This is a genomic window from Rhizorhapis sp. SPR117, assembly GCF_021742065.1.
Genome location: NZ_JAKKIE010000008.1, coordinates 77,378 through 96,718, shown reverse-complemented (window position 1 = coordinate 96,718; position 19,341 = coordinate 77,378). Strand labels below are relative to the sequence as shown.

Here is a 19,341-nt window from a genome sequence, read left to right as displayed (position 1 = left end):
CCAGACCGTTCAGCACAGCAGATGAAAGCACCGCCTCGATCTGAGGCTTTTTGTTCAATCCAACTGGTACAGTTTTAAACCGGAATCTTGCACAATTTTACCCCGACGTTGACAAGCGTGGTTGGCGAAACAGCAGGCGCGACAGCCACTTGAAAGTCATGCCATCCTCCGCTTAAAACGATGTGTCGCCTCTACGGCGAGGCGCGCGGCCATCGCGGACAAAGTCGTGCATCGACCCGTGCGGCTGTTGGTCAGCCAGTCCCCGATCGTCCAGTCCCCATGGGGACCGCGTGCGTCGATCGCCTTGTAGGCCAGCCGATTCCAGGGCGCGCAGACAACGCCATTGCCATGGAAGAAATTACCGCCGATGCCGGTCACCGATGACACGTCGATCACGTCCCCGGTCGCATTCGCCCAGTGCCATGCCGGGGGCCAGGTCGGGTAACGATCGGTCTCGCAGCGCCAGAACAGCATGGAGCCGTCCCTGGCGGGAACGCCCAACACAAAAGCGCCGCCGTCGAGGACCGCCAATGACCAGCTCATCTCGCCCGCATTGGCCGTGAGCTTGGCCAACTCCTCCTCGACGATGAGGTCGGTTGCCGTGACCACCGACTAGACGCCTTCGCCCTGCGCCGCGAGGAGCAGCTTGTCGCCATCGGCCAACCCGAAGCTGACGAGCGTACGCGTGACCGGCTTGAATTCCTGGTCTCCATGGAAGACCTCGAAATCCTCGGGCGCGCCACTTAGCTTCATCCGTTTGATCGCCGCTTCAATCACGTCCGAGACCTTGGCGGTCTTGGCGAAATCGGCGGTGAACGGACCCTTGGGCGTGCCGATCGTAAGGGTCAGTCGATCATCGCTGCCGCGCCCCTTGTCATCATCCTTGCTCATACTGTCATGCTCCTTTCGCAATCGTCGCCGATCGCCTCAGGCGTTCGGCGTATCCCTGTGCAGTGCTCTGCCCCTTGCCAAATACCCTCTGACACCCTGACATAAAGTAGGGTTATTTTTATATTGGTAGCGGCGCGGAGGAAATCTTCCGATCCTCCGGTGAGGATGACGACGGAGAAAGACGGAAATGGTGTCATAGGTGTCAGGATGTCAGAGCGGCCACCAGAAAATGGGTATGTAGCACCGACGAGTCCAGTGGAACCGCGGACACACACCTGAGACTGCGAGACGGCACCGAGGCCCGTCCGGGCTCCAGTCCTGCCGGGGAGGCCTGCGAAGGTATTCGCGGGAGGCATCGAGGCACTGGGCGGTACTGACCCGGCACACACGCCCGAGACCTATCCGGAAACCCGTCTCGACCGCGTCGTCATAATCTGCGCCCAGTTACTGGCCATCGCCGGAACGTGCCGTGACGTTCCGGCGATCGATTGCATGCTAAAGGGGCAGAGGGTCGTGGCCGTTCGATCGCGGTTTTCCGCGGCCTTAAGGGGGTAAGCCTATTTCGTGTATCCAGCTGTGTATACGAAAGGCGCCATTTTCCGTTCACACGGTCGCGAATAACCGTATTATTGCCGATGCATCTTCAGCAACCGAGACGATTATGGACGAAGACGAAGCAGTCAGGCGGACCGAGGCCGCGATCAAGAAGGCAAAAATCGATGCCTTCGGCGATAAGGCTCATCTTGCTCGCCATCGGACTGTCGGAAGCACAATTTCCGAGACGATCCAAATATCTCTGAACGTTCGCGATAATCCAGATTTCATCCAAAACATGCCGCTGCCATGGACTGAAAACCGCAATATGATCATAAGCGCGTTCGAAGACTTTTTTCGTCGCAGCCACATTTGTCCAGGCCTGAACAATCCGCGATGCTGCCATGCTGCAGCCGGTAAATACTGCTTCCCTAATTGGCAGGAACGGGAAGATCCTGAATGGTACGCGCAGCAAATCAATCTGTTGCTCTCACAAATAAATGATCGGATCACACAAAGCGGTCCGCTGGTCCCAGCACTCGCTGCAGATGAGGCATTTGAACTTGGCCGACTGTTCACCGAAGCAGTGAACAAATTCAATTGGGATGAGCATGCGAAACGTGGATTGAAAACAGTCAAAAGCGCGAGACGAGGTGGTGCAGACGGCAGTCGCGTCAGGGCGGGTCAGGTGAGGTCAGACCGCTATTTGGGTTCGATCAACCCAACCACATGCTCCGACCAAGTCTCGAGGGCCAGTTTCTTCTCGTCGTCGTACTGGTGGTGCAGATAATGCGCACCCGCGCCAGACCGGGTGCTGCCGACATGGCCTATAACTTGGTCCGCGATAGAGGTTGCACATGAGGAGATGATGCCACAGCAGCGACTAAAGGCAATCAAGAGCGAAAACGGTTGATGGCCTTCTTCCATTCATGCTCCGGCGGCAAGAGGAAGGGAGGTGACCGTGGGCGCTTCCCGCACAAGCGATATGCGTGCGGCACCCTTTGCCTGCATCTGCCAGTTCTGCCGACACGGGATGCAAACGAAACGCCTTGCTGCGGCTGGAAGGCGGTCGTCCCACCCTTTACGGTGGAACAGCCACCAGAGCGCGTGAGGATCGAAAACTGCCATATGCGTGCACCATCCACAGGAAACGCGGACGGCATATTGCCAGGCGGCGGCCTCAAAGAGATTGGTCGCCTGCTTCGATCCGTCCACCGTGAAGCGGCTCATATGGTTTGCTCCGTCGACTCGCTAGGGTCGTGATTATGGAACATATAGGGTACAAATGCACCTGTGCCCCAACGCAAACATGCTCGGGATGCCGTAAGCGTCCGCCGTGCACCGCGGGGGGAAATCTGTCTGAAGCCGCGCGGCCAATCAGACATCAGAATATTCGCCCCTATTGTCCGGGCCGAGTTAAAAAAGCCCATTCTTCAGACTCGTCGTGGCTCCCGTCCAGTTTATGAGCGTGCAAATTCACCAGAGATGGCGCGACCGTTTTTGCAAATCAACATTTGACGGCACCGTGTTGACATTCGATCCCGGGCGTTATACACATTTGACCGCACCCTGTTAGGAGTCCTGTATGACAACCAACAATACGATCCGAGCGTCGCTGCGCCTTAAGCCCGACGTACACGCTGCAGTACTGAAGGCAGCGTCAGCGAGAGGCGTGGAGGCTGCCACATTCATGCAGAACGCGATTGAGCAGGCGGTTTACGAGTTTCTTCCTGAGGAACGGAGAAGGGAGTTGGAAATGATGGATCAGTTTTTCACAATTGCACAGGATTTAGCGCGCCAGATATTCGACCAAGGGCGGTTCACCGAGCACTTCACCCTGACGGTAATCCAGGACATGACGGAGAATCCCGATATTAGGCTACTATACGCAAACTTGATTGGCGATGACGACATTTTGAAGACGGGCGTCGCTAAGAAATCACCCCTCAACATGTATCTAGGCTGGTACATAAAGAATGCCATCGACGCCAAGCCGCTGCTCGACGGCAGTGGGAAGCCCCGACGAGCCTTCGTCAAAGGACAGATCATTCAAAGCTACACGCTGCTGACACTGAATTAATGCGCGACGCCCCCAGTGGTCCGCGCGACAATTCCTATGTCGATGCGTATGTCGACGCGATGTTCGTGGAGTTAACGTGGAATATCTGTCACTTTAGTGGGCTTCTAAACAATTGGTTCACATTGTTGAAGCTTCACGACGAAATGGGTCGGCCGGCGGATGCTTCGGCAGAATGGGATGATGTGTATTTCCCCGATTTTGTCGCAGCCTACAACTCGACCGTTCCCGACAGCATCAAGGTGAGGAACAACAATCTCCTTGGAGGCGACGGCTTCGGAACATGAGACGACCGGCAGCTTTCGGGGCCGGCTCATTCTAACCAGAACGACTGAGATGGGCGAATTGCTGCCGTTGACGGAGGATCGCCTTGCTGAGTTTTCCGTGTATCCAGCCGTGTACACAGAGAGCCCGTATCTTGGTGTGTGCCCCCGTATGGACCTGTAATGCAATATCCATCGACAATGGCGGATTTACGTCACTTGTACATCGATCATGTAATTTTATGATAATTTATGATAATTATATTTCACTATTTTACACCGAGAATGTCGGCGGTTCGAGCCCGTCATCGCCCACCATCCTTTAAACAGGCCATGCCGGGGGCATGGATTGTTTAAAGGATCAAAGAGGTACGCGCCGGGGTGCCTTTATTGAAAATCAAACCGTAATCTGCAGGTCATACGCAAGAAGTTGAAAGCGCCCTAAAGCGCGGCGGCAATCAGTTCCGTCGCTTCCTTCCCCCGCCAATCCAGCGCGCCCAGCACCCGCGCCACTTCCTTGCCCTCCGCATCATACAGCACCGTTGTCGGCAGCAAGCCAGATCCATAGTGAAAACCGAACTGGTTCTCGGCGTCAATATAAGGTTGCAACGCGGCGAACTTGCGTTCCTTGAAAAAAGGATCGACTTTTGCCCGACCCTGGCTGTCCTGCGAGATCACGACGACCTGCAGCTTGCCATTATGATCGATCGCCAGTTGGTCCAGCGTCGGCATTTCCAGCACGCATGGGCCGCACCACGTAGCCCACAGATTGACAAGCAGCGGCTTGCCCTTGAAGTCGGCCAGCATCACATCCCCGCCATCGGGGCCTTCGAAAGTGAAATCGGGCGCTGCCTCTCCGGCATGACTGGTGTCGATGGTGAAGCTGCCGCCGGATTCGCTGTTCGACGCTTTTTCTTCCTTTGGTGCAGCCGCGCCTTGCGCATTCTCTTGCCCCGCGCCCGCCGATTGCTTATCGCAAGCGCTTAATAGTACGGGCAGTGTGGCAAGCAGGAGAATGGCAATTACGCATCGCACGACGGCAGGCTCCAACAGCATGTGGGGCGGGCGCTTCGCTGAAGGCCCGGCTTCGGTGATGCGCGAGATAAATGCCTCCATCCCATTCGACAAGCGTTTATGGCGACAGGACATTGCCGGATCGAAGGCGCATGTCGCCATGCTGGCGCAGCAAGGCATTGTTTCCGCGGACGACGCCGCTGCGATCAGTGCGGGTCTGGATCAGATTGCAGCCGAATTCGCAGCGGATGGCATTACTGAAAATCTGGACCTTGAAGACATCCATATGCATGTCGAGGCACGGCTGGCCGAAATCGTGGGACCAGCAGCGGGACGCCTGCATACGGCACGTTCGCGCAATGATCAGGTTGCGACGGATTTCCGCCTGTGGGTGCGCGACGCCATCGACATGGTGGATGCAGGGCTGAAGGCATTGCAAATCGCACTCGTCACCCGTGCCGGGGAACACACCGCCAGCGTCATGCCTGGATTCACCCATCTTCAATCGGCGCAGCCGGTGACGCTCGGCCATCATCTGATGGCTTATTATGAAATGATTCGTCGCGATCGTTCCCGCTTTGCCGATGCGCGGGCGCGGATGAACCAGTGCCCGCTGGGCAGCGCAGCATTGGCTGGCACAGGCTTTCCCATCGACCGGCACGCGACGGCAGCGGCGCTCGATTTCGCCAAGCCAACAGACAACAGCCTCGACAGCGTATCGGATCGCGACTTTGCCCTCGATTATCTAATGGCGGCGACGCAATGCAGTCTGCATCTGTCGCGTCTGGCCGAAGAATTCATCATCTGGGCGAGCCAGCCTTTCGGTTTCGTGTCGCTGCCCGACGCCTATTCGACGGGCAGTTCAATCATGCCGCAAAAACGCAATCCCGACGCGGCCGAACTGGTGCGCGGCCATGCCGGACGAATCGCCGGCTGCATGACAGCTCTGGTCATCACCATGAAGGGCCTGCCGCTTGCATATTCAAAGGATATGCAGGACGACAAGCCGCCGGTATTCGAAGCGCATGACCTGCTGGGTCTGTCCATCGCCGCGATGACCGGCATGGTGGGCACGGTTACCTTCCGTACCGATCGGATGCGCGCGCTGGCGGAAAGCGGTTTTGCCACCGCGACCGATTTGGCCGACTGGCTGGTGCGCGAAGCCGATGTGCCCTTCCGCGAGGCACACCACATTACCGGCCGCGTAGTGAAGATAGCCGAAACAGAGGGCAAGCCACTTGCCGACCTGCCATTGCCTACATTGCAGGCGATCGACGCGCGGATCGATGCGCGGGTGTTTGACGTCCTCACCATCGATGCGTCGGTTGCCAGCCGTAAAAGCCATGGTGGCACATCGCCCGATCGGGTAGGCGAACAGATCAAGGCCGCCCGCGCCGAACTGAACATTGGATGACAGGCCCCATGCGTACCCCTTTCTGGTTCTTGCTTGCCCTGCCTCTGGTCCTTGCCGCCTGTGGCAGTCGTGTTCCGCTGACACCGCCCGAAGGCCATAGTCTTCCGCCCAAACCTCGCGCCGCTGAAACGGTGCCCACGCCAACCGAATTGATGGAACCATCGACGCAGGCGCAGCCGGGTCGAAGCGATGAATTGTTGAAAAAATCCGAAAAACGCGAACAAGACGAATTCGACCTGCCGCCTCCGGGCTAAACCTTCCATGCTCTTATTCCCCACGGAACCCCGATGAACCATTTTGAATACAAGAACGGCGTGATGCATGTCGAACAGGTGCCGATGGGCACGATTGCGCAAGCCGTCGGTACGCCTGTCTATGTCTATTCGACAGCGACGCTGGAACGACACGTCCGCGTGTTTCAGGAGGCATTGGCGCCATTGCCGGATCCGCTGGTTGCCTTTGCAGTAAAGGCCAATCCCAACGCAGCGGTGTTGGCGACACTGGCACGACTCGGCCTGGGCGCCGACGTGGTGTCTGCCGGTGAGCTTCGCCGCGCGGTGGCAGCGGGGATTGAACCTGGTAAAATCGTCTTTTCGGGCGTCGGCAAAACCGCCGATGAGATGCGGCTGGCGCTGGACCTTGGTATTTTCCAGTTCAATCTTGAGAGCGAGCAGGAGGCCGAAATGCTCTCCGAAATCGCACTGTCGATGAACAAGGTTGCACCTGTCGCCTATCGCATCAACCCGGATGTCGATGCCGGAACGCACGAGAAAATCTCCACTGGAAAATCTGAAAACAAGTTCGGTATTCCCTATGAGCGCGCGATCGCCAGCTATGACCGCGCGGCACAACTGGCGGGGCTCGATGTGCAGGGCGTCGCCATCCATATCGGCAGCCAGCTTACCGACCTTACCCCGCTTGCCCTCGCCTTTGAAAAACTGGGCGTGTTGATAGAAGATCTGCGCGATGAGGGGCATGACATTCGCACGGCGGATCTGGGCGGCGGATTGGGCGTGCCCTATGACTCCTCTCTGCCCGTGCCTCCGCTCCCGGCTATCTACGGCGAAATGGTCAAGCGCATTGTGCAGGACTGGAATGTCCGGATGGTTTTTGAACCGGGCCGGGTGATCGTCGGCAATGCAGGCGCCCTGTTGACCGAAGTCATCCGCGTAAAGCAGGGTGCGACGCAGCCCTTCGTCATTGTCGATGCAGCCATGAATGACCTGCTTCGTCCCAGCCTGTATGATGCATGGCACGATATTCGCGCCATCAAGCCACGCGGCAAGCAGACATCCGCCACGGTTGTCGGTCCGGTCTGCGAAAGCGGCGATACCTTTGCAAAGAACCGTGAAATGGACGTCGTGCAAGCTGGCGACCTCTTGGCCTTCATGACGGCGGGCGCTTATGGTGCGACCATGGCCAACACCTATAACAGCCGCGCGTTGACCCCCGAAGTGCTGGTCTCCGGCGACAAATGGGCCGTGGTGCGCCAACGCCCGCCGATTGAAACCTTGATCGAAGGCGACATCATCCCGGATTGGGTGCGGTAGGATGCACAGCCTGCCGCTTTTCCTTCGCCTTCAGGATCGACCCGTGATCCTGCTGGGTGAAGGTGAGGCAGCAGAAGCAAAGGCGCGGCTGCTCCGCCGCTCAGGGGCCCGAATTGTCAGCGAAACGCACGAAGCCGCCCTGGCCATTGTCGCTATCGAGGAAGAAGAAACGGCGCTGGCTGCCATCGCACGATTGAAGGGGCGCGGCATATTGGTCAACGCTGTGGACAGGCCGGATCACTGCGACTTCACCCTGCCGGCCATCGTCGATCGCGATCCGGTGCTTATCGCGATTGGCACAGGCGGGGCTTCAGCGGGTCTTGCCAAGACACTCCGTCAGCGGCTTGAACAGTTCCTCCCTCCCGGCCTTGGCGGTCTGGCGATGGCGCTCAAGGATGCTCGCGCCGCCATGAAAGCGCGCTGGCCCGATGCCGCGAACCGGCGGAGAGCCATTGATACAGCGCTGGCAGAGAATGGACCTGTCGACCCCTTTGTGCCGCAGGATGCAGACGCCGTTGAAAAGTGGCTATCAGGGAAGCAGCCGACAATAGCTGACGATTTCGTCGAAATTCCGCTTGCATCGACCGACCCGGACGATCTGACATTGCGTGCCGCCAGATTACTTGGCCAAGCCGATACTCTCTATCACTGGCCCGACATCCCGGCAGCCATATTGAATCGAGCCAGGGCGGACGCGGTTCGCATTCCCGTCAGCGAGGCACCCACCAAGGCCCGCCCCGGCCTGTCACTCTATGTGCGATGGAATAAATGATCGGCGGCTTCATCATACACAATGGTCAACCGCAAAGGATCAGCGAGGCGCAGATCCAGAGTCCTGTCGGCGGCCATGATTTTCTGTGGCTACATCTCGACGGGCGCGATGAAAACTCTCGACCGTTGATCGAGGCCGATGCCGCAATCCCATTGACGGCGCGTTCCGCCCTGTTCGCGCATGAAACCCGCCCGCGCTGTACGGTGATGGATGGCGGTGCGCTTATCAACCTGCGCGGCCTTGGTTCAACGCCAGAGGACGACCCCGACCCTTTGGTGTCCATCCGCATATGGGCGGAAAGGGGCCGTGTCATTACCGTCAGTTTCCGCAGCATCACCGCTTACCGGCCCGTAGCCGACCGATTTCTGAGCGGGCAGATACTCGATCCCGGCGACCTGATCGCCGCCATTGCCGATGAAATCACGGACTCGCTTGATCCTGATGTCGCCAGCTTGGGCGACCGGCTGGACGATATAGAGAGCAAACTGGACGGAAACCCGCCTACAAGTTTAAGGCGTCAGGTCGCGGAAATCCGATCGCAGGCCATCGGTTACCGCCGTTTCATCGCGCCCCAGCGTCAGGCACTCGACCGCATTTCCCAGACGGATTTGCCCTGGCTTGACGATGTCGACCATGTCCACCTGCGCGAAGCCGCCGATCGATGCGCCCGCATGGCCGAGGAACTGGAGGCTGTCCGTGAACGCGCGGCATTGGCGCATGAAGAACTGACGGACCTTCGCGCCGAACAGCTTGATCGCCGTTCTCTGCTTATATCCATTGTAGCGCTTATTTTTCTGCCGGTCACATTCGTCACCGGCCTTCTCGGCATGAATGTCGAGGGCATCCCCTATGCCCATGAGCCTTGGGCTTTTTGGGGCGTGATAGGTTTTTGCGCCCTGATTGCAGGCGCCGTCGGCTTATGGTTCGCCAGTACGCGCTGGGTGAACAGATGAATCCGAATCAGTGCTGCATCGCGGCGCTTACTCGCTGCAATTCATCATGGAGTGACTGGATGGACGCGACCAGCCGTGCCCGATCGGCGTGCAGTTCTTCCAGCTCCGCCCTGGTTTCACCCAATTCGACCGCACGCCGCGCAATTCGGGCATCAAGCTGATCATTGTGCCGGATGAGCAGACTCATCTGTTCGGCCCGGTGAACCAGATGACGAATCCGGGCATCGAGCACGTCAAAATCGAAAGGCTTGACGATATGCTCATCGGCCCCCTCGGCAAGGGCCTCGACCGCTGCATGGCTATCGGAACGACCGGAAATCATCATGATCGCGGCATTGCCCAGCAGGCCTGAAGCCTTCATTTTCTTCATGGTGTCGATACCCGACAGCATCGCCATCATCATATCGATAATGATCAGATCGAACCGCTGCGCCTGCATCAAGCTTAAAGCGACAATGCCATTTTCGGCCAGAACCACATCATGCCCCCGGTGCGACAAGCGCCGCGCCATGACACTCAGTGCGATAGGGTCCTCATCGACGACCAGCAACCGGGTCCGCCGCTGTCCGGCAGCCGGTCCCGTTTTGTCGCCCGAAAGGTCCTGCGCCTTCTCTCGCTTGAATATCTGCATGAGGTCCACCTGTTGAAAGCTGCTGAAATGCTATGCTTAAGGCCCTTACAAATGGTTAACGCCGTAGCCACGCCGCAACCATGATCCTAAGCTGGCCAGATGGAGAAACCCATGAATGATCGTATAAATATCGTTATTGAAGACGGCGTAGCAGATGTCCGGTTCAACCGTCCTGATAAGATGAACGCGCTCGATCCCGCTTTGCTCGATGGAATAGTTTCAGCAGGCGATACGCTACGGTCCATACAGGGCTTGCACGCCGTTGTTTTGTCTGGCGAAGGTCGCGCCTTTTGCGCCGGGCTTGATCTTACCAGCTTTTCCGCCATTGCCGAGACGGCGGGCGACCTGATGCAGCGCAGCCATGGCATTTCCAACATCTTCCAACACGCGGCAATGCTCTGGCGCGAACTGCCCGTGCCGGTCATAGCGGCAATTCACGGCGTCTGCTTTGGCGGCGGTCTGCAAATCGCGCTGGGCGCAGACATTCGCATTGCCGCCCCAGACACGAAGCTTTCAGTCATGGAAATCAAATGGGGTGTCGTCCCCGACATGGGCGGCTTCGTTCTTACACGCGGCCTGGTGCGCGGCGATGTCCTCCGCGATCTTGTTTACAGCGGTCGTCAGGTCGAAGCCGCCGAAGCGCAGGCGCTTGGCCTGATCACTCACCTGTCCGATACACCGCACGCAACGGCTATGACCATGGCGCGGAACATAGCGGCGAAAAATCCCGATGCCATCCGCGCGGCCAAACGGCTTTTCGATCTGTCACAGGATAAGGACTTGGCCGATGTCCTTCTTGCCGAAAGCCGCGAACAGATGGCCTTGTTCAGCCGTCCCAACCAGAAAGAAGCCGTTACCGCAAATATGGAAAAGCGTGCGCCGGTTTTTTCCGATTAAGCCAGCTTTTCGGTTATGACTGAGCCATCTGCTTTGGCTGTGCAAGATGTGCCTGCATCATTTCTCGCACTTCAGGATCAATGATCCTGCGTCCCTCTGCACCGTGCGTCACAACAACGGTGTCACACACAGCAACGCATTCGCCATGCTGAAAAGCAGCAGACAGGATATGCCAGCTGGTGTTGCCGATGTGGCCGATGCCGCTCGCAATAATAATGGGGTCAGGTAAATGCGCTTCATCCACAAAGGCAAGATTGACCGCCGCAACCAGCCAGCGGACGCCCTTGTCTCTGGGATGGCGTCCAAGCGAATTGTGAAAGCGGATGCGTCCAGTTTCAAACAGACCGGCCAACGCAACATTGTTGACATGGCCCATGACGTCCAGATCCTGATACCGGGTGTCAAGGCTGACCTGAAAAGGATAATTGTCTATATCGAGCCGCCAGCTATCGGGTTTCGCCATGTCCCACCTTTCCTTTCCATATATGACGGCATAACCAGCGGTAGGCGTTTTGCAAATGATCTGACATAATATTCCCGGTATGAGGCGGTTATGACACAGACCCCACGATTGCTGCTGGACGCCCGGGCCGAGCTTGGCGAAGGGCCGCGTTGGCATGAAGCAGAAAAGCGTCTGTACTGGGTAGACATCGCCCGCAACGAGCTCCATCGTCTTGATCCCGTGACGAGCCAGGACGAATGCCGGACGTTCCAGTCACCGATTGGATGCTTCGCCTTCATGAAGGAGGGCGGACTGATGCTGGCGATGAAGGATGGCTTTGCGCGCCTCGCCCATTTCGATGCGCAGCCTGAACCCTTTGGCGAACAGATTTTTTCTGGCAGCCCCGATCTGCGCTTCAATGATGGACGTACTGACCGCCATGGCCGGTTTTGGGCGGGCAGTGTCAACATGCTGAAATCTGCCCATGACGCGGCGCTTTATCGCCTGGATTCCGATGGAACGGTCACGCAGGTGGAGGGCGGCATGCTGACATGCAACGGCGCGGCTTTTTCGCCTGACGGCAAGCATTTCTATCATACCGACACGCCCAGCCATACCGTGCGCGTCTATGACTATGATGAGACGGCGGGCACGCTCTCTCATTGCCGCATATTTCACCAATTCCCTATGGGCAAAGGCCGGCCCGATGGCGCCTGCGTCGATGTCGAGGGATGTTACTGGACCGCATTGTTCGATGGGGGCCGTGTCGTCCGCCTTTCACCACAAGGCGAGATATTGGCGCAGGTCGCATTGCCGGCGAAACGCCCTACGATGATTGCACTGGGCGGACCGGATTTGCGAACCGCCTATGTAACGACCGCCCGCACAGGCCTCTCGCCCGAAATACTTGCCCAGGAACCATTTTCAGGCGGCATTTTCTGCTTTGATGTCGAAGTGGCGGGCATGCCGGAAACACCCTTCGGCACCGGCTGAACCGACCGCTGGGGCTTACACCGCCCGCTTCGTTTTGGGAAAGGCGAGAAGGGCCGAAAACTGGCGTCCGCTCCCAGGCGCACTGAACCCGTTCAGAACTTTATCTGCGCTCATCGGACGACCGAACAAATAGCCTTGTCCTCGTTCGCATTCCAGTTGGCGCAGCATGCTCCGCTGCGACTCTCGTTCGATTTGCTCGGCAGTGCATTTCACGCCCATCGCTCCGCACAACTGGACGATGCCCGCGACCAGTAACTGCGATGGCGGGGAAACATCCACGTCGCGTATCAACTGGCCATCGATCTTCACATGATCGAAGGCAATTTCCTTAAGGTAACCGACGGAAGCGAAACCGGTGCCGAAGTTATCCAGCACAATCCGGACGCCGATTTCGCGCAGCAACTGAACGGTCAACCGGGTAGTATCAAAGTCGTTCAGGAATGCCGCTTCAGCAATTTCGATTTCCATTCTGGCGGGATCAAAACGGTAAAAATCGAACAGCCGGGCCAACAGCAAAGGCGTCGACGGATTGTGCAGTTGAACCGGGCTGAGATTCATCGACAGACCAATATCCAGCGGCCAGGATGCGGCGGCCAGCAATGCTTTGTCAAAAATACGTTCCGACATGCGCGATATTTTGCCGGTGCGTTCGGCAGCGCTGATGAATTCCATCGGATTGACATCGCCCAGATCCGGGTCGGTCCAGCGGGCCAGCGCCTCGAAGCGCAGGACAGTGCCATTCGCGAGATCGACGATCGGCTGATACACCACGTCCACTTCCGAAATTCCATCCTTTAGGCCCATGGCCTGTTCCAGCTGCATGGCGCGCTTCGTCTGCATCTTGATGTTGGAATCATAGTGGACAATGTGAGTGCCGCCGCTTTTCTTGCCGCGATACAGAGCCAGATCAGCGTTGGAAATCAGGGAAATATCATCCCGCGCGTCATCAGGGAAAAGCGCAAAACCAATGCAGGCCGACAAAGTGACCGTTACGCCTTCTACACAGAAAGGTTGCGAGAAAATCTCCATGATGCTTCTGGCGAGTTCGATGGCGTCCGGCGGACTGGCAATACCAGCCCCCACTACGGCAAATTCATCCCCGCCCAAGCGCGCGGCAAAGCATTGTGGGCCACCAGATCGACCGAGTCTTTGCGCGATCTGCACCAATAGCTGATCCCCTAGACGGTGACCGTAATTATCGTTGATCGGCTTGAATCCATTCAGGTCGATCATCAACAGCACGAACCGTTCGCTATTGTCCGCCTGGGCAATTTTTTCCTGCAAATGTTCCATGAAGGCCCGACGATTGGGCAGCCCGGTCAGGGCATCACTTTGCGCCAACTGCTTTTCGCGTGCCTGAGCTACGATGTTGGCAACGAATTCCCGATACTGAACCACTATCATGCGCAGCACGATCAGGCAGGTCAGCACTATGTCAATGCTAATGGCTATGCGCAGTTTTTCTCCGCTGACCAACAATGGCACAGCGACCGGCATAACACCGACCAGAAGCGTGGGCAAAGCTGCCGAAGGAAGGGCGGCCAGGCAATAACCGCCAGCGACAGCGCCGAGGCTGAGGAACAACAGCACCAAACCCTGGTGATCGGGATCGACCGAAAACAGGATGGAAAGGCCATAGCCGCCCATAAGTATGCTCAATGCCCATGCGGATATCACGGTGGAACGGATACGAATCTTGATAGTCGCGGGATCTGGATTCCCATCTCGCCGGTTGAGCCAAATGGTCATGCGAACGACAATGATAGCCGTCAGCACCGCCGGTAAATAAAGAGTCGTCAAGGGCGGCAAATCCGGGTCGCGCCCTATCATCCAGGCCGCAAGCTGGATCAGGATGATAGTATACATCGTAGGAATGTTGGCCTTGAGGACCTCATATTGCCGACGCTGCAGTTCACCCTGCAACGCTTTTTCCGGCAGGGGCCGTATCAAGCCGACAATCCTGGTCCACACCCTCCGCATGGGAAAAATCTAGGGATAAAAAGTTAAGGAATTGATTTCATCCTGATAAAACAAATAGATCTCAGGATATGCAGGTCAGCTTTTCTTGGTCAATTCGCGGAGTTTTGCGAAAGGCCCGGCATCTTCCTCTTTCAACACGCCGACTTCACGCAACGCCCGATCCGCGTTCTTCGATCTGGGATAAGGATCCATGGTCAACGCCAACGTCTCGGCAACGGCTTCGCCCATATCGATCTGATCGCCGGAAAAGAAAATAATGTCGCAATCATCGGCATTGAGTTCGATTTCAGTGTCAGGATCAGATTCCGCGTTCGTCGGTTCAAAACGAATTGTGAAGGGCTGGTGGATGCGTTCAGGGACCGGCGCACCCGTTGCGACGCAAGCCTGAACCAGATCGGCCTCAATCCGCCCTCTGGCCATGATCGATCCGTCGGACGTTGCAAGAACCTTGGCTTCCCTCGCAAGAATATATTCGGCGGCCAGCCGGTGCAGTTCCACGAGTCCGAAGCGCTGGCGCAACGCCTCGCGCTCTTGCGGATCAGCCTCAATCCGAACCGGATCGCCGCCCCGGCCCAGCATATCCAGCCGCTCAATCCGCGAAAACTCAGGATCGGGGATCGTCATCAGGGTAATTTCCCATCCAGTAGCGCAGGCACATCACAGGTGCCGATATCCTGCCAGAACGCGCTCAAGGAACAGGACACATGATCGCGTTCCGCCGCGGCTGGCGGATCACCGCGATATAGATTGCGAACCAGTGCTTCATCGAGCGAGTCGACACCCGCAAATGCCGTGCGATAGGCGGAAAGACGACCGCCAAGCGCACTCATCATCTTGCCGATATGTTTGCCCACAATCATATCACCAATACCGATCTGACGAAGCTGACCATCCATGTCATCGATAAAGATTTCGGTCAGCCAGACACTTTGCTGCCGTGCTTGCGGATGCGTTTCCAGCCGCAACAGAATAGCGGATAATATCGCCGCGATCATATCAAAACGGCCATCCAGCGTATCGGGAACGCCCCCCCGTGCATACCAGTGCGGTTGACGCGCATAGGCCACAACAGCCTGGTACAATGGCCGCATTTCGTCACGGACATCGGCATTGGAAAACAAGCGACGAAATATGGACATAGTTTGGTGATGGCCCGAATTTACCGAAAACTGCGCCGGGCCTTGTTTACCCAAGCGATATTCCATATTGATTGACCGGACTGCCAATGCAATGGCCGTATTGCTTTTATATTCGTGTTTCAGGAGATTTTCATGCGCCACAAGGTTGCGCGGTTCGCCATGGTCACAGGCGCGCTTGCCCTTTTGCCTCTCGCGTCAGGCTGCGCACGCGTCCGCACGCATCAGGGCTATCTCGTCGATAACCTGTTGGTCGATTCGATTCAACCGGGCGTTGATAACCGGGAATCGGTAGAACGCACACTGGGCCGACCCAGTTTTGATGGTCAGTTCGACGAGAGCGAATGGTTTTACGTGGCGCGCGATACCCGGCAGATGGCCTATTCCAAGCCCAAGCCGACCAATCAGACAGTATTGCGCATCCGCTTCGATGCTGCTGGGAATGTTACTGCAGTGGACAAGACCGGACTGGAGCTGGCTTCCAAAATTTCCCCCGATGGCGACAAGACGCCAACGCTGGGCCGGCATCGCGGACTGTTTCAGGAAATCTTCGGCAATATAGGCGCAGTCGGTGCTGCAGGTGGTGCAGGCGAGGCAGGGCCAGGACCAAACGGGTCCTGATGCCAGAAAGCCGGATGAAAATGACAATGCCGCATTTCTGACGCTCAGAAGCCACTTGGGCTTTCCGATGACTCTCAACGTCATCATGCTATGACCTTTGCATGCAGTTAAGGTACCTTGAATATTTCGTCGCCCTCGCCCGGGAGCGGCATTTTGCACGGGCAGCCGAATCCTGTCATGTGGCCCAACCCACATTGTCAGCGGGGCTGGCGGCACTGGAGGAAATGCTGGGACAGCGTCTTGTCATCCGTGACCGGCGCTTCATTGATCTAAGCCCAGAAGGCTATGCCGTGCTGCCTTTTGCACAGCAGATGCTTGCCGACCAACAGGCCATGCGGAGCGCCCTTAACAGCGATGCGGGTCCCCTGCGCGGTACGCTGCGCCTTGGCGCCATTCCTGCCGCCATGCCCTCTGTGGGTTGCCTGGTAAAGGCCATTGCCGCCGCACATCAGGGTCTTCAGATCAATATCCGTTCAATGACCTCTCGTGAAATCGAACAGGGTCTTGTCGCCCGCGATCTGGATGCGGGCATCACCTATCTGTCCAGTGAACCGCCTGCACAAGTCCGCAGTGTCGCGCTCTATTCGGAACATTTCATCTTCGCCACGCACAAGAATGGTCCTTGCGCAGATCAGACCTCAATAACTCTGGCGCAAGCGGCTGAAACCCGGCTGTGCCTGTTGCACGAAGGCATGCAGAACCGGCGCATATTGAACGCGTGCCTCGCCAAACGCGGCCTTTCGGTCGAACCGGTAGCCACGGCGGACAGCTATGTCGCATTGCTCGCCATGGTATCCGATGGCGGCCTTTCCGCTATTATCACTGACAGCCATAGCGCCATGGTCAGTGCTCACCCGAACCTGCTGCTCCTGCCCATTTCGGATAACATTCCTGCCAATCAGGTCGGTCTTGTCATCATTGACCGCGAACCGCTTTCCCCGCTTGCCCGGGCAGCCTTTGCGATATCCGGAAAAATTGACTTCCTTCGCCAATGATGTCACGTTGATAGCCTTTGTCGATCAGGAACTGCCTATCTCTATTTGACAACTGCTATCAACTGGCAGACGAAAAATCTGGATGCGGCAACAGAAAATGAGCAGTTATGCGAGAGGATGGACAGCAGGACGAAATCGCGGCGATCCTCGCCCGACATAGCGGACGCGAAGGAGCGTTGCTGCCGATCCTGCATGATGTGCAGGGCGCCTTCGGGCATGTGAGCGAGGCAGCCAAACGCCAGATTGCGCTCGCCCTCAACCTCTCTCGCGCCGAGGTGCATGGCGTTGTCAGCTTCTACCACGACTTCCGTTCCGCACCCGAAGCACTGCCCATCATAAAACTGTGTCGCGCTGAAGCCTGTCAGGCGCGCGGCAGCGAAGCGCTGGCCCCCAAGATGGAAGTCATGGCCAAGGGGAAAGTCAGGGTGGAAGCGGTCTATTGCCTGGGCCTGTGCAGTGTTGGCCCCAACGCCATGGCGCAAGGAGAAGTCTACGCACATCTTGATGAAGCAGCCGTTCATGAATTGATCGCCGGGGTGTCGGCATGAAGATCTTCATCTCCGACGATGCGCTTGCCATTGCATGTGGAGCTGACCGGGTGGCCAAGGCCTTCGCCAGAGCGGCGCCGGATGCAGAAATTATTCGCACATCAAGCTGGGGCATGCACTGGCTCGAGCCGCTGGTCGAAATGGATAATGGCGGGGGGCGTGTTGGCTATGGCCCGGTGAAGGTCGGGGATGTGGAAACGATCCTTGACGGCGCAGCGCATGCGCTGCGGATTGATGACGTCTCTCAGCACCCCTTCATTGCCTCCCAGACCCGCCTGACTTTCGCCCGCGCCGGCAGGACCCGACCTACCAGCCTTGAGGATTATGAAGCCAGCGGAGGCTGGGCGGGCCTGCGCAACGCCCGCATGATCGACCCGCTGGACGTTATTGAGCAAGTCACGCAATCCGGGCTGCGCGGGCGCGGCGGTGCCGGCTTTCCCGCTGGCATCAAATGGCGCACCGTCGCCAATGCTATAGCGTCGCAAAAATACATCGTCTGCAATGCCGATGAGGGCGACAGCGGCACCTTTGCCGACCGTATGCTGATGGAGGGCGATCCCTATTGCCTGATCGAGGGCATGGCGATCGCGGGATATGCTGTGGGCGCGGGCAAAGGCTATATCTACGTCCGCTCCGAATATCCGCATGCGATTCGCAAACTCAATGCAGCGATCGAAAAATCGCGCGCCATCGTGGCACCTTTCGATATCGAAGTGCGCGTGGGAGCCGGTGCATATGTCTGCGGCGAAGAAACCTCGCTTCTCAATAGCCTTGAGGGAAAACGCGGTGAAGTCCGCGCCAAGCCGCCGCTTCCGGCGTTGGAGGGGCTGTTCGGCAAACCGACTGTCGTCAACAATGTCCTGACGTTGGCCGCCATACCCTTCATCATGGCACAGGGCGCGCAGGCCTATGCCGATTTTGGCATGGGCCGGTCACGCGGCACCATGCCCATACAGATTGCAGGCAATGTGAAGCATGGCGGACTTTATGAGACCGCCTTTGGCGTAACGCTTGCCGAACTTGTCAATGATATCGGCGGAGGAACGCATAGTGGCCGTCCGGTTCGCGCTGTGCAGGTCGGCGGTCCGCTTGGCGCCTATTTCCCGCCGGCCTTGTTCGATACGCCGTTCGATTATGAAGCCTTTGCGGCAAAGGATGGCCTGATCGGCCATGGCGGCATAGTGGTGTTCGACGATAGCATCGACATGCTCGCCCAGGCGCGCTTCGCTATGGAATTCTGTGCTGTCGAAAGTTGCGGCAAATGCACCCCCTGCCGCTTGGGTTCCACGCGTGGCGTCGAAACACTGGACAGAATTCGCGCAGGCGGTCGCAAGGGTTCCGACCGGGTTGAAGCGCTCCCCCAGATGCATAATGTGACCGGCGGCGTGCGTGATACGGCGGCCGAACTCGCGCTTGTTGCGGATCTGTGCGACACTATGAAATATGGATCGCTTTGCGCTCTGGGCGGCTTTACTCCTTACCCCGTGATGAGTGCGATCACCCATTTTCCGGAGGATTTCGGCGTGGAAAAGCGTGAGGTGGTGAAGTGATCAGCTGTCCCCTGTTCCGTCATTCCCGCGAAGGCGGGAATCCATCTCACGACGTTTCGGCAAGCGGGAGGCTTGGGAGA

At 57.6% G+C, this 19,341-nt stretch carries 23 protein-coding genes; 14 read left to right on the top strand and 9 right to left on the bottom strand.

Features of this window, described 5'->3' with window-relative positions:
• Positions 1 to 156: 156 nt before the first annotated feature.
• Together L3X40_RS05335 and L3X40_RS05330 are read right to left on the bottom strand one after the other, a co-directional pair.
• Positions 157 to 609, bottom strand: coding sequence for a hypothetical protein (locus L3X40_RS05335; RefSeq protein ID WP_237364722.1), 453 nt, complete (start codon positions 607 to 609; stop codon positions 157 to 159).
• A gap of 3 nt (positions 610 to 612) precedes the next feature.
• Positions 613 to 891, bottom strand: coding sequence for a hypothetical protein (locus tag L3X40_RS05330; protein WP_237364721.1), 279 nt, complete (start codon positions 889 to 891; stop codon positions 613 to 615).
• Positions 892 to 1,552: 661 nt separating this feature from the next.
• Between L3X40_RS05330 and L3X40_RS05325 the strand changes: the two genes are divergently transcribed.
• The gene (locus L3X40_RS05325; RefSeq protein WP_237364720.1) at positions 1,553 to 2,215 is read left to right on the top strand and encodes a hypothetical protein; all 663 of its coding nucleotides are present in this window, start codon (positions 1,553 to 1,555) and stop codon (positions 2,213 to 2,215) included.
• Positions 2,216 to 2,352: 137 nt separating this feature from the next.
• Here the strand turns inward: L3X40_RS05325 and L3X40_RS05320 are convergent, their stop codons facing one another.
• Positions 2,353 to 2,655 (bottom strand): hypothetical protein, encoded by a 303-nt coding sequence (locus L3X40_RS05320; protein WP_237364719.1) that lies wholly within the window; start codon positions 2,653 to 2,655, stop codon positions 2,353 to 2,355.
• A 355-nt stretch (positions 2,656 to 3,010) separates the two neighbouring features.
• Between L3X40_RS05320 and L3X40_RS05315 the strand changes: the two genes are divergently transcribed.
• Both L3X40_RS05315 and L3X40_RS05310 read left to right on the top strand, forming a co-directional pair.
• A complete protein-coding gene (locus L3X40_RS05315) occupies positions 3,011 to 3,505 on the top strand; it encodes a hypothetical protein (protein ID WP_237364718.1) in 495 nt (164 codons plus the stop codon).
• Entirely contained in the window at positions 3,505 to 3,789 is a 285-nt protein-coding gene (locus L3X40_RS05310) for a hypothetical protein (protein WP_237364717.1), read from the top strand. Before L3X40_RS05315 ends, L3X40_RS05310 begins: the two co-directional genes overlap by 1 nt.
• Positions 3,790 to 4,206: 417 nt before the next feature.
• Here L3X40_RS05310 and L3X40_RS05305 read toward each other — a convergent pair whose 3' ends face one another.
• Positions 4,207 to 4,800 carry a TlpA family protein disulfide reductase gene (locus L3X40_RS05305; protein ID WP_338331128.1) on the bottom strand — a complete coding sequence of 198 codons (594 nt, stop codon included), beginning with the start codon at positions 4,798 to 4,800 and terminating at the stop codon, positions 4,207 to 4,209.
• Between the two features lie 19 nt (positions 4,801 to 4,819).
• Here L3X40_RS05305 and argH point away from each other — a divergent pair, with 19 nt between their 5' ends.
• From argH to L3X40_RS05280, 5 genes are read left to right on the top strand one after another with little or no spacing between them, the layout of a single operon-like run.
• On the top strand, positions 4,820 to 6,193 hold the full coding sequence (argH, locus tag L3X40_RS05300; RefSeq protein WP_237364728.1) for an argininosuccinate lyase: 1,374 nt from the start codon (positions 4,820 to 4,822) through the stop codon (positions 6,191 to 6,193).
• An 8-nt stretch (positions 6,194 to 6,201) separates the two neighbouring features.
• The gene (locus L3X40_RS05295; protein WP_237364715.1) at positions 6,202 to 6,447 is read left to right on the top strand and encodes a hypothetical protein; all 246 of its coding nucleotides are present in this window, start codon (positions 6,202 to 6,204) and stop codon (positions 6,445 to 6,447) included.
• 33 nt (positions 6,448 to 6,480) lie between these two features.
• On the top strand, positions 6,481 to 7,743 hold the full coding sequence (lysA, locus tag L3X40_RS05290; protein ID WP_237364714.1) for a diaminopimelate decarboxylase: 1,263 nt from the start codon (positions 6,481 to 6,483) through the stop codon (positions 7,741 to 7,743).
• 1 nt (position 7,744) lies between these two features.
• A complete protein-coding gene (locus tag L3X40_RS05285; protein WP_237364713.1) occupies positions 7,745 to 8,515 on the top strand; it encodes a precorrin-2 dehydrogenase/sirohydrochlorin ferrochelatase family protein in 771 nt (256 codons plus the stop codon).
• Complete coding sequence (locus L3X40_RS05280; RefSeq protein WP_237364712.1) at positions 8,512 to 9,468, top strand: zinc transporter ZntB; 957 nt, start codon at positions 8,512 to 8,514, stop codon at positions 9,466 to 9,468. The genes L3X40_RS05285 and L3X40_RS05280 overlap by 4 nt, the downstream gene beginning before the upstream one ends.
• Before the next feature lie 7 nt (positions 9,469 to 9,475).
• On the opposite strand, the gene L3X40_RS05275 is transcribed toward L3X40_RS05280, so the two are convergent.
• A complete protein-coding gene (locus L3X40_RS05275) occupies positions 9,476 to 10,099 on the bottom strand; it encodes a response regulator transcription factor (RefSeq protein ID WP_237364711.1) in 624 nt (207 codons plus the stop codon).
• Positions 10,100 to 10,210: 111 nt separating this feature from the next.
• Here L3X40_RS05275 and L3X40_RS05270 point away from each other — a divergent pair, with 111 nt between their 5' ends.
• Positions 10,211 to 10,996, top strand: coding sequence for a crotonase/enoyl-CoA hydratase family protein (locus L3X40_RS05270; protein WP_237364710.1), 786 nt, complete (start codon positions 10,211 to 10,213; stop codon positions 10,994 to 10,996).
• 13 nt (positions 10,997 to 11,009) lie between these two features.
• On the opposite strand, the gene L3X40_RS05265 is transcribed toward L3X40_RS05270, so the two are convergent.
• Positions 11,010 to 11,459, bottom strand: a complete 450-nt coding sequence (locus L3X40_RS05265; RefSeq protein WP_237364709.1) for an acyl-CoA thioesterase — start codon at positions 11,457 to 11,459, stop codon at positions 11,010 to 11,012.
• A gap of 90 nt (positions 11,460 to 11,549) precedes the next feature.
• Here L3X40_RS05265 and L3X40_RS05260 point away from each other — a divergent pair, with 90 nt between their 5' ends.
• The gene (locus L3X40_RS05260) at positions 11,550 to 12,431 is read left to right on the top strand and encodes an SMP-30/gluconolactonase/LRE family protein (RefSeq protein WP_237364708.1); all 882 of its coding nucleotides are present in this window, start codon (positions 11,550 to 11,552) and stop codon (positions 12,429 to 12,431) included.
• 15 nt (positions 12,432 to 12,446) lie between these two features.
• Here the strand turns inward: L3X40_RS05260 and L3X40_RS05255 are convergent, their stop codons facing one another.
• The 3 genes from L3X40_RS05255 to L3X40_RS05245 form a co-directional block, all read right to left on the bottom strand.
• Positions 12,447 to 14,381 (bottom strand): putative bifunctional diguanylate cyclase/phosphodiesterase, encoded by a 1,935-nt coding sequence (locus tag L3X40_RS05255; protein WP_237364707.1) that lies wholly within the window; start codon positions 14,379 to 14,381, stop codon positions 12,447 to 12,449.
• Positions 14,382 to 14,486: 105 nt separating this feature from the next.
• A complete protein-coding gene (locus L3X40_RS05250; protein ID WP_237364706.1) occupies positions 14,487 to 15,035 on the bottom strand; it encodes a DUF177 domain-containing protein in 549 nt (182 codons plus the stop codon).
• The gene (locus tag L3X40_RS05245; RefSeq protein WP_237364705.1) at positions 15,035 to 15,550 is read right to left on the bottom strand and encodes a ubiquinol-cytochrome C chaperone family protein; all 516 of its coding nucleotides are present in this window, start codon (positions 15,548 to 15,550) and stop codon (positions 15,035 to 15,037) included. Before L3X40_RS05245 ends, L3X40_RS05250 begins: the two co-directional genes overlap by 1 nt.
• 132 nt (positions 15,551 to 15,682) lie before the next feature.
• On the opposite strand from L3X40_RS05245, the gene L3X40_RS05240 reads away from it, so the two are divergent.
• The 4 genes from L3X40_RS05240 to L3X40_RS05225 all read left to right on the top strand — a co-directional run bounded on the left by L3X40_RS05240 (position 15,683) and on the right by L3X40_RS05225 (position 19,261).
• Positions 15,683 to 16,168 (top strand): outer membrane protein assembly factor BamE, encoded by a 486-nt coding sequence (locus L3X40_RS05240; protein WP_237364704.1) that lies wholly within the window; start codon positions 15,683 to 15,685, stop codon positions 16,166 to 16,168.
• A 101-nt stretch (positions 16,169 to 16,269) separates the two neighbouring features.
• The gene (locus tag L3X40_RS05235; protein ID WP_237364703.1) at positions 16,270 to 17,163 is read left to right on the top strand and encodes a LysR family transcriptional regulator; all 894 of its coding nucleotides are present in this window, start codon (positions 16,270 to 16,272) and stop codon (positions 17,161 to 17,163) included.
• A 107-nt stretch (positions 17,164 to 17,270) separates the two neighbouring features.
• The gene (locus L3X40_RS05230) at positions 17,271 to 17,711 is read left to right on the top strand and encodes an NAD(P)H-dependent oxidoreductase subunit E (RefSeq protein WP_237364702.1); all 441 of its coding nucleotides are present in this window, start codon (positions 17,271 to 17,273) and stop codon (positions 17,709 to 17,711) included.
• Positions 17,708 to 19,261 (top strand): formate dehydrogenase beta subunit, encoded by a 1,554-nt coding sequence (locus L3X40_RS05225; RefSeq protein WP_237364701.1) that lies wholly within the window; start codon positions 17,708 to 17,710, stop codon positions 19,259 to 19,261. The genes L3X40_RS05230 and L3X40_RS05225 overlap by 4 nt, the downstream gene beginning before the upstream one ends.
• Positions 19,262 to 19,341: the final 80 nt, after the last annotated feature.